The organism is Microbacterium sp. CPCC 204701 (genome assembly GCF_004010105.1).
Classification (GTDB): Bacteria; Actinomycetota; Actinomycetes; order Actinomycetales; family Microbacteriaceae; genus Microbacterium.
In genome coordinates this window covers 1-7,021 of record NZ_RRYE01000151.1, presented here as the reverse complement: position 1 = coordinate 7,021, position 7,021 = coordinate 1, and the positions used below count along the sequence as shown (strand labels likewise).

The following is a 7,021-nucleotide window of genomic DNA, read 5'->3' as shown; positions in this document are numbered from 1 at the left end:
CGGCCACCTGCCAGTAGCCGCCCGGCGGCGGGTGGTGCGGGTTCCCATCGCGGAACCCGCACCACCCGCCCCAGCCGTCGTCGTGCCGGCCCGGAAGCGTTCCCGATAGCCTGGTCTGCGGCGTACTTCACCCGATCTCCAGAGGACCCCATCCATGGCTCGAACCCCCGCATCCGGCACCCAGCACGCGCTCCGCGCCGGAGACTACGAGGCGGTCATCGCGAGCGTCGGAGCGACGCTGCGCTCGCTGACGCATCGCGGCCGCGACCTCGTCGTGCCGTTCGACGCCGACGAGGTGCGCCCGGCGCACCGCGGCGCGACGCTCGCGCCGTGGCCGAACCGCGTCGTCGACGGCACGTACTCGTTCGGCGGTCGCGAGTTCCAGCTGGCTCTCACCGAACCGGCACGTTCCCACGCCCTGCACGGCCTCGCGACGTGGCTCGACTTCGAGGCGATCGACAAGGGACCCGACCACGTCACGCTTGCGGCAGTCGTCCAGCCGCAGACCGCCTACCCATGGCGGATCATCGTCATCACCCGCTTCGAACTCGGTCCCGAGGGCCTTACGCAGACCGTGACGGCGCGCAACGAGAGCACCGAGGCGGCTCCGTGGGGTACCGCTCCGCACCCTTATCTCATGGCGGGCGAGGGTCGCGTCGACGACTGGATCCTCGAGCTCCCGGCCGAGCAGGTGCTCGCCGTGACCCCCGACCGCCTCATCCCGACCGACGTGGTCGCGGTCGACGCCGATGACCCCGAGCGGTTCGACTTCCGCGACGCCCGCCGGATCGGCGCGGCCGAGATCGACCACGCGTACACGGGACTCATCCGGGGCGGCGACGGCATCGCCACCGTGCGAGTGACGACCGCCGATGGCACGGGCGTGTCGATGTCGTGGGACTCCGCATGCCCGTGGGTGCAGGTCCACACCGCCGACAAGCCCGAGCCCGTGCAGAGCCGGCTGGGACTCGCGGTCGAGCCGATGACGTGCGCACCCGACGCGTTCAACGCCTCGCGCTACGCGTACGACGCGGGTCTCATCGTGATCGAGCCCGAGGCATCCGCCACCGCGTCCTGGCGCATCGCGGCGATCGCCTGATCCGATCCGGCCGCGCGTGTCACACCGCGCGGCCGGGCGGTGTCTCATCTGCAAGGAATCACCCTTGGAGGAGACATGACCGAAGGCACCCGCGTGCCCGCGACCGAGATCACCGGCCTCTACGGCGGCGTGCTGAAGCTCGCGATGCGCAAGATGCTGGGCGACGTGCCGGAGTCGGCGGGCGTGCTGTGGAACCACCCCGCCGCGTTCACAGCGCTCATGGGGATCAATCGCAAGGCCGAGAAGTGGCACGAGCTCGACAAGGGCCTGGGCGTGCTCGCTCACATGGCGACCGCCGCAGCGGTGGGCTGCAACGCGTGCCTCGACCTCAACTACTTCATGGCTCACCGGCGCGGGCTCGACGAGGCGAAGGTCCGCGAGGTGCCGCGCTGGCCTGACTCGACGGTGTTCACGCCGCTCGAGCGACGCGTCATGGCCTACGCCGACGCGATGAGCCAGACGCCTCCCGCCGTGACCGACGAGATGTCGGCGGAGCTGCTCGTCGAACTCGGCGCTCCGGCGCTGGTCGAGCTGACGGCGCGCGTCGCGATCATGAACACCGCGTCGCGAATGAACATCGCGCTCGGCATCCACTCCGAGGAGTACGCCGCGGCGTGCGGCCTGCCTCCTCTCGCCCCCGGCACCCCCGTAGGCTCGGCGGCATGAGCTCTCCCGCGAGCGCCGACCCCTTCATCGAGCACCGCGGCCTGCTGTTCACCGTCGCGTACGAGATGCTCGGGTCGGCGGCCGACGCCGAGGACGTCCTGCAGGAGTCGTGGCTGCGGTGGGATGCGGTGAACCGTGACACGGTGCGCGACGCGCGGGCCTACCTGGTGCGCATCGTCACGCGACAGGCCCTCAACCATCTCCGGTCGGTGTCGCGCCGTCGCGAGGACTACGTGGGGGAGTGGCTGCCCGAGCCGCTGCTCACCAGCCCCGATGTGTCCGACGACGTCGAGCTCGCCGAGAACGTCTCGATCGCGATGCTGACCGTGCTCGAGACGCTCGCGCCGACCGAGCGCGCGGTGTTCGTGCTGCGCGAGGTCTTCGACATGCCCTACGACGAGATCGCAGAGGCGGTCGACAAGTCGCCCGCCTCGGTGCGGCAGATCGCGCATCGGGCGCGAGATCATGTCGCCGCCCGACATCCGCGCGTGCGGGTGGCGAGGTCGGAGCACCAGGAGGTCGTGCAGAAGCTCGCGCACGCCGTGAACACCGGCGACCTCCAGGCGCTCATGGACGTGCTCGCGCCGGACGTCGTCTCGGTCGCGGACGGCGGCGGCCGCGTGCGCGGAGCCGCACGCCGGCCGGTCATGGGCGCGGAGAGGCTCGCGAAGTACCTCATGCACGGCGTGGCGAAGTACGCCGGGCGCATGTCGTTGTCGCCGATGCTCGTCAACGGGCAGCCCGGACTGCGCGTGGAGGTCGACGGCCGGATCGCCGGCGCCGTGACCGTCACTGTGGAGAACGGCAAGGTGAGTCGCATCTACTCGATCGCCAACCCCGACAAGCTCGAGCACCTCGACGCCGAGATGCCCCTCAGCCGCTGACTCGTCCGCGGGCGACGCCGCAGCGGATCACGGCCCGTGATGTCGCGGCTCGGTGATCCGATGGTTTCCGTGGTCCGGCGCGTGCCGCGCAACCTCCGTCGTGCCGAGTGCGGGCGTCGCGATAGCCGCGACGACGACCGCCGCCGCGAAGAGCGCCGAGAGGCGCAGGGGCGCGGCATCCGTCGCCGTCTCGCGCGTGCGCAGACGCACGCCGCACGCGAGTGCCGCCACGACGAGCAGGAAGGATGCCGCAGCCACGGCCACCGCGCTGATCTTGGCCGGATCGATCCACAGTGCGACCACTGCCACACCGATCCCGCCCAGCGACCCGGCGATGCCCACCCGTGGCATGACGGAGTATCCGCGTGCCAGCGACGAGACGCCCCATGCGAGCGCGCCGCCGCCGAGGGCGACGAGCGCGAAGCCGGCCCCCCGGGCGGCCCCGTCGCCCGTCAGCACTCCGGCGCCCAATGCGATCTGCACGAGCCCCGCACCCCACGCCGCCACCGCACCGACAGGGGTGGAGGTGGCGGCGAGCGCACGGGCGGGCATCACGATGTTCGGCAGGTGGTCACACGGTGCGCGTGTCGCGCGTGGTGGCGCGCTCGTCGCGCTCGGCGCCCAGTCCGACACCGAGCAGCACGAGGGCGGTGACCAGGTGCAGGAAGTGGTCGACCGTGTTCAGCGCGAGGATGTTGAGCGCCGATCCCTCGATGAAGAACCCGACGATGCCGACCAGCAGGTACACGGCGCCGACCACGATGTTCACCGTCTTCGCGGCTTTCACCGACTTCAGGCCTCCGATCAGCAGTGCCGCGCCGATCAGCAGGTGCACGATGTTGTGCAGCGGGTTCACCTCGAAGATGCCCAGCAGCAGGCCACCGTCGGTGGCGGCGAAGTCCACGCCGGCGGTGACCAGGAAGCCGAGTGCGCCGATGAGGAGGTACACCGCGCCGAAGATGACTGCGACGAGGCGGTTGGGTGACGAGCTCATATGAGTTCTCCTGTTCTGTCTGCGGCGGGTGCCGCGTGCATGTGTCGCTTCGACACGTCTTCTGCGGGCCGCCGGATGACGAAGGGCCCCGACGCAACGGAGCCCTTCGCGGTCGCGGCGGTGCTCAGGCCGTGAGATGCGGGCTCATGTGTCGTCCCGCAGGTCTTCCTTGAGGGCGTTGCGCGCCTCGACCGAGTCGCGTTCGGCTTCGGCCTTCTTGACGTCGGCTTCCGCCTTCATCTCATCGACCTTGTCGCCGATGCGGTCGGTGGTGTCTTCCCACGTGTCCTTGACCTTCTCGCCGACGGCATCGGCCGTCTCTTTCGCGTCGTCCATGAATCCCATGCGGTCTCCTCCGGTGTGGGCCGTGAGGGTGACGCTACGGAAAACGCGCGGTCGCGGCACGGGGCTTGCGCCGCGTGGATCCGCTTGCTAGACGCGATGAGGTGAGCTCGGCGAGAATGGCGCGCGTCAGCCGATCGGAGTCGTCGTGTCGATCGCGCGTCGAAGAGGACGCCGCATCGCCGACCAGTATCGAGTCGGCGCGAGTCGCACGAGCACGTCGACGAGCCGCGACTCGCGGCCGACCATCGTGCGGGCTCGGCGCCGGACCGTCGCGTCGACGATGCAGGCCGCGGCATCCGTCGGCTCGGTGTGGTACATCGCGGCCTGCGCGGCAGCGGCGCGCTTCGCGACGGCGGGGTCGATGGCCGCGGCGTAGCGGCCGTGGAGGATGATGCCGGTCTTGACGCCCGCAGGGTAGATCGCGCCCACCGTGACCGTGGAGCGCTCGAGCTCGTGCCGCAGCGCCTCGGTGAATCCGCGCACCGCGAACTTGCTCATCGCGTACGGGATGCGCCCCGCCGGAGCGGCGAGCCCGTAGATCGACACGAGGTGGGTGATGTGCGCGGCCGGCTCGCGGCGGAGTGCGGGCAGCAGCGCCTTCGTGATGTTGACGGTGCCCCAGAGGTTCACGTCCATCAGCCATCGCATCTCTTCCAGCGTGAGCTGGTCGATGTCACCCAGCATCGACGATCCGGCGCACGTGATCAGGGCGTGGATGCGAGGGTGGGATGCCTCGACCTCGGTCACGAGGGCCGCCACCGCGTCGTCGTCGGTGAGGTCGACGACGTGCGTCGTGTGGCCGGTGCCCTCGAGCACTGCCGCGACCGCCGCGAGACCCTCCGCATTGCGGTCCACGAGGGCGATCCGTGCGCCTCGGCCGGCGAGCTGCTTCGCCACCTCGGCGCCCATGCCGGCCGCCGCGCCGGTGATGACGGTGGTCCTGTCGCGGACGTCCAGACGCCGCATCCTGCCCATGAGTCCGCCTCTCGTCGCCGCGCCCGCCCTCGCGCCGGCCGCGCCTACGATTCTCGCCGACTCGGCGGCGCTCCCGGGACGCTAGCCTTTTCGAGGGAGGTGCGATGGGCAAGACCGCAGAGGCGATCGCCGAGGGTGTGTCCATCGCGTCCGCCGCCGCGCGGTTGACCATCCGCAACCGCATCCTCGTCGGCACGATCGCGAACGACGAGCCGTTCGACGTCGCGGGCTTCGGCCCGTTCGCGCGCGAGACTCTGATCTCACTCGCCGAGGAGCAGGAGGCGGCGGCCGAACTCGCCAAGCGCCAGCGCAAGAAGGCGTGGGGCAAGTTCAGCGATCCCGACGGCACCCACGACTACCGCGACCGCGACACCCGCAACCTCCGCAAGCGACACAAGCAGTACGTCGGCGTCGCCAAGGAGCTGCGCCGCATGGCCGACGACCCGCACGTCGTGCGCACTCTCGTGGAGCAGTCGCGCGATGCCGCGTGGGGTGACGTCGAGGCGAACCTCCAGCGCCGTCTGCGCGTCGAGGGCATGCGCCCGGAGCTCGACCCCGACTACGACCGCATGCGCGCGGCGCGCATGCAGTCGATCCGCCTTGTCGACCTCCCTCGTCTCGCCTCGCATCGCCGCCGGGGCGCCGATGATCACGCCGGTGATCCGACGGATGCCGAGCCCGATGTCGCGGTCGAGGCCCAGGGTCGCCGCGAGTCGGGCGTCGACCTGAGCGAGCTCGACTCCTGACACCCGGCGACGGCCGGCACTACGCTCGCGGCGTGGACACCGACTCCTCGGGGCACGTGATGCGCTTCCCGCCCGACCATGCGCTCGCGGTGCGGGTGCGCGCGATCTGCGCGCCCTCCCCCGAAGTGGCCGAGGTGATCTCGCACGGCCGATGCACCTTCCGCGCCGGAAAGCGTCAGTTCGCCATCGTCGGCGCGGCGCACGACGAGGCCGGCGCGGTCGAGTTCATCCCGGACGACCTCGAGCGCCCGGCCCTCCTCGAGCGCACCGACGTCTTCGTGCCGCCGTACGAGGGTGCGTACGGCTGGCTCGCGTTGCGGGTCGAGGCCGACTCCGGCGACTGGGAACTGCTCCCCGAGCTGCTCGACACCTCCTACCGCCGGGTGGCCCTGCAGCGCCAGCTGCGCGCGCTCGATGACGGCGGGGCCAGCCCCGCGGTCGATTCGCGCCCGGGCCAGGTGTGAGGTATTCTTGACGACGTTGTGCGCGCGAGCGAGCAGCACGCGCCCGTAGCTCAATGGATAGAGCATCTGACTACGGATCAGAAGGTTAGGGGTTCGAGTCCCTTCGGGCGCGCACTGTGTTGAGACAGTGAACCTCGAAAGCCCGCGGATTCCCGCGGGCTTTCGTTTTTCCGGCCACGGCCCCGCCGCCACATGGCGTCACAGCGAGCCACGGTCGAGCGGTGTGGCGCCTCGATCCAGCTCCTGGGCGAGGCGCCGAAGTTTCTTCACGCAGCGCTGTCGCGTGGTCGACCGCGACGACGGCGGGCACGGAAAGGACATCAGCCATCGGCCGGGCGGCCGTGCGTGGTCGAGCCCACCTGCACGACCCGAGACGTGTGCCAATGCCCCGAGAACGTCTCCACCGGGGGCCAGGGCGCGTGGTCGAGGACTGACGAGCCGGCTGGTCGTGGAAGAGAAGGATCCATGGGCTGCCCGCCTCGACTGCGCCGAGATCGGCAGCCAGCCACGCGTTCTTCTTGCGGACAGGCCCGTATGGTTCATGCGCCCTGCGCGACCAACTTCACCGCCGTACGAAGGCCGACCCCGTCTCTGAGATCGGCGAAGGCCTGATCGATCTCGGCGAGCGGACGCCGCCCGGTGACCATGGACTCGAGATCGAACTCGCCCTTCTGCCACAGCGCGACCATTCGGGGGATGTCGCGACGGGGGATGCTGCTGCCGAGGTAGCAGCCGAGTACCCGTTTCTGCCCGAGGACGAGATCTGCTGTGAAGAGACCCTCCAGCGGTGTCGTCGGAGCCGTGACGCCGAGGATCACGAGCGTTCCCCCGGGTCCGATGAGTCCCGC

Annotated in this window: 9 protein-coding genes, 1 tRNA gene and 1 pseudogene; 6 read left to right on the top strand and 5 right to left on the bottom strand. The window is 70.5% G+C overall.

The features are described from left to right. Positions 1-154: 154 nt before the first annotated feature. From EIO58_RS10260 to EIO58_RS10250, 3 genes are all read left to right on the top strand, one after another. Positions 155-1,099 (top strand): aldose 1-epimerase family protein, encoded by a 945-nt coding sequence (locus tag EIO58_RS10260; protein WP_127819456.1) that lies wholly within the window; start codon positions 155-157, stop codon positions 1,097-1,099. 75 nt (positions 1,100-1,174) lie between these two features. Then, on the top strand, positions 1,175-1,765 hold the full coding sequence (locus tag EIO58_RS10255; protein WP_127819455.1) for a carboxymuconolactone decarboxylase family protein: 591 nt from the start codon (positions 1,175-1,177) through the stop codon (positions 1,763-1,765). Beyond that, positions 1,762-2,649: an RNA polymerase sigma-70 factor gene (locus tag EIO58_RS10250; RefSeq protein WP_127819454.1), complete on the top strand. Its 888-nt coding sequence runs from the start codon at positions 1,762-1,764 to the stop codon at positions 2,647-2,649. The genes EIO58_RS10255 and EIO58_RS10250 overlap by 4 nt, the downstream gene beginning before the upstream one ends. A 27-nt stretch (positions 2,650-2,676) precedes the next feature. On the opposite strand, the gene EIO58_RS10245 is transcribed toward EIO58_RS10250, so the two are convergent. From EIO58_RS10245 to EIO58_RS10230, 4 genes are all read right to left on the bottom strand, one after another. Continuing rightward, the gene (locus EIO58_RS10245; protein WP_127819453.1) at positions 2,677-3,201 is read right to left on the bottom strand and encodes a hypothetical protein; all 525 of its coding nucleotides are present in this window, start codon (positions 3,199-3,201) and stop codon (positions 2,677-2,679) included. A gap of 19 nt (positions 3,202-3,220) precedes the next feature. Beyond that, positions 3,221-3,643, bottom strand: a complete 423-nt coding sequence (locus EIO58_RS10240) for a DUF4383 domain-containing protein (protein WP_127819452.1) — start codon at positions 3,641-3,643, stop codon at positions 3,221-3,223. Between the two features lie 144 nt (positions 3,644-3,787). After that, the gene (locus EIO58_RS10235) at positions 3,788-3,988 is read right to left on the bottom strand and encodes a hypothetical protein (RefSeq protein ID WP_127819451.1); all 201 of its coding nucleotides are present in this window, start codon (positions 3,986-3,988) and stop codon (positions 3,788-3,790) included. Positions 3,989-4,114: 126 nt separating this feature from the next. Beyond that, positions 4,115-4,963 carry an SDR family NAD(P)-dependent oxidoreductase gene (locus tag EIO58_RS10230; RefSeq protein WP_240658715.1) on the bottom strand — a complete coding sequence of 283 codons (849 nt, stop codon included), beginning with the start codon at positions 4,961-4,963 and terminating at the stop codon, positions 4,115-4,117. A gap of 104 nt (positions 4,964-5,067) precedes the next feature. Here EIO58_RS10230 and EIO58_RS10225 point away from each other — a divergent pair, with 104 nt between their 5' ends. The 3 genes from EIO58_RS10225 to EIO58_RS10215 all read left to right on the top strand — a co-directional run bounded on the left by EIO58_RS10225 (position 5,068) and on the right by EIO58_RS10215 (position 6,285). Next, on the top strand, positions 5,068-5,709 hold the full coding sequence (locus EIO58_RS10225) for an asparagine synthase (RefSeq protein ID WP_127819450.1): 642 nt from the start codon (positions 5,068-5,070) through the stop codon (positions 5,707-5,709). Between the two features lie 32 nt (positions 5,710-5,741). After that, entirely contained in the window at positions 5,742-6,173 is a 432-nt protein-coding gene (locus EIO58_RS10220) for an MmcQ/YjbR family DNA-binding protein (protein ID WP_205789215.1), read from the top strand. 39 nt (positions 6,174-6,212) lie between these two features. Beyond that, a tRNA-Arg gene (locus tag EIO58_RS10215) sits at positions 6,213-6,285 on the top strand. Between the two features lie 427 nt (positions 6,286-6,712). Here the strand turns inward: EIO58_RS10215 and EIO58_RS18790 are convergent. Continuing rightward, positions 6,713-7,021: pseudogene (locus tag EIO58_RS18790) on the bottom strand (hypothetical protein); the annotation flags it as partial.

Coding starts and splice junctions, on each gene's coding strand:
- EIO58_RS10230 (WP_240658715.1), bottom strand. CDS start 4,963: ATGGGCAGGATGCGGCGTCTGGACGTCCGCGACAGGACCACCGTCATC.
- EIO58_RS10250 (WP_127819454.1), top strand. CDS start 1,762: ATGAGCTCTCCCGCGAGCGCCGACCCCTTCATCGAGCACCGCGGCCTG.
- EIO58_RS10225 (WP_127819450.1), top strand. CDS start 5,068: ATGGGCAAGACCGCAGAGGCGATCGCCGAGGGTGTGTCCATCGCGTCC.
- EIO58_RS10245 (WP_127819453.1), bottom strand. CDS start 3,201: ATGCCCGCCCGTGCGCTCGCCGCCACCTCCACCCCTGTCGGTGCGGTG.
- EIO58_RS10240 (WP_127819452.1), bottom strand. CDS start 3,643: ATGAGCTCGTCACCCAACCGCCTCGTCGCAGTCATCTTCGGCGCGGTG.
- EIO58_RS10255 (WP_127819455.1), top strand. CDS start 1,175: ATGACCGAAGGCACCCGCGTGCCCGCGACCGAGATCACCGGCCTCTAC.
- EIO58_RS10260 (WP_127819456.1), top strand. CDS start 155: ATGGCTCGAACCCCCGCATCCGGCACCCAGCACGCGCTCCGCGCCGGA.
- EIO58_RS10235 (WP_127819451.1), bottom strand. CDS start 3,988: ATGGGATTCATGGACGACGCGAAAGAGACGGCCGATGCCGTCGGCGAG.